Origin of the sequence: Pseudomonas sp. B6(2017), assembly GCF_002112765.1 — a bacterium.
In the GTDB taxonomy this organism is placed as follows: domain Bacteria; phylum Pseudomonadota; class Gammaproteobacteria; order Pseudomonadales; family Pseudomonadaceae; genus Aquipseudomonas; species Aquipseudomonas piscis.
On sequence record NZ_NEIQ01000064.1, the window covers coordinates 1 to 1,084 of the forward strand.

Annotated in this window: 1 protein-coding gene; it reads left to right on the forward strand. The window is 53.9% G+C overall.

The window, feature by feature from the left end; all coding sequences use genetic code 11:
• A partial coding sequence (gene tuf / locus CAG11_RS32975) for an elongation factor Tu (protein WP_060417749.1) occupies positions 1 to 1,080 on the forward strand: 1,080 nt, incomplete at its 5' end.
• Positions 1,081 to 1,084: the final 4 nt, after the last annotated feature.

Sequence of the window (1,084 nt, forward strand, 5' to 3'; positions counted from 1 at the left end):
CTGGCTAAAACCTACGGCGGTTCTGCACGTGCTTTCGACCAGATCGATAACGCGCCAGAAGAAAAAGCTCGTGGTATCACCATCAACACCTCTCACGTTGAGTATGACACCCCGACTCGTCACTACGCGCACGTTGACTGCCCAGGGCACGCCGACTACGTGAAAAACATGATCACCGGTGCTGCTCAGATGGACGGCGCGATCCTGGTAGTTGCTGCGACTGACGGCCCAATGCCTCAGACCCGTGAGCACATCCTGCTGGGTCGTCAGGTTGGCGTTCCTTTCATCATCGTATTCATGAACAAATGCGACATGGTTGATGATGAAGAGCTGCTGGAACTGGTAGAAATGGAAGTTCGCGAACTGCTGTCCGCGTACGACTTCCCAGGCGACGACCTGCCAGTGATCCGCGGTTCCGCGCTGAAAGCGCTGGAAGGCGAAGCTGAGTGGGAAGCGAAAATCATCGAACTGGCCGAAGCCCTGGACAGCTACATCCCAGAGCCAGAGCGTGCTATCGACAAGCCGTTCCTGCTGCCAATCGAAGACGTATTCTCCATCTCCGGTCGTGGTACCGTTGTTACCGGTCGTGTTGAGCGCGGTATCATCAAAGTTGGCGAAGAAGTTGAAATCGTTGGTATCAAAGACACCGTTAAGTCTACCTGTACTGGCGTTGAAATGTTCCGCAAACTGCTGGACGAAGGCCGTGCCGGTGAGAACGTAGGTGTTCTGCTGCGTGGTATCAAACGTGAAGAAATCGAACGTGGTCAGGTACTGGCTAAACCAGGCTCTATCAAGCCGCACACCCAGTTCGAATCTGAAGTGTACATCCTGAGCAAAGATGAAGGTGGTCGTCACACGCCATTCTTCAAAGGCTACCGTCCACAGTTCTACTTCCGTACTACTGACGTGACCGGTACCATCGAACTGCCAGAAGGCGTAGAGATGGTAATGCCAGGCGACAACGTGAACATGGTTGTAACCCTGATTCACCCAATCGCGATGGACGACGGTCTGCGTTTCGCAATCCGTGAAGGCGGCCGTACTGTAGGCGCTGGTGTTGTTGCTAAAGTTATCGCTTAATCGC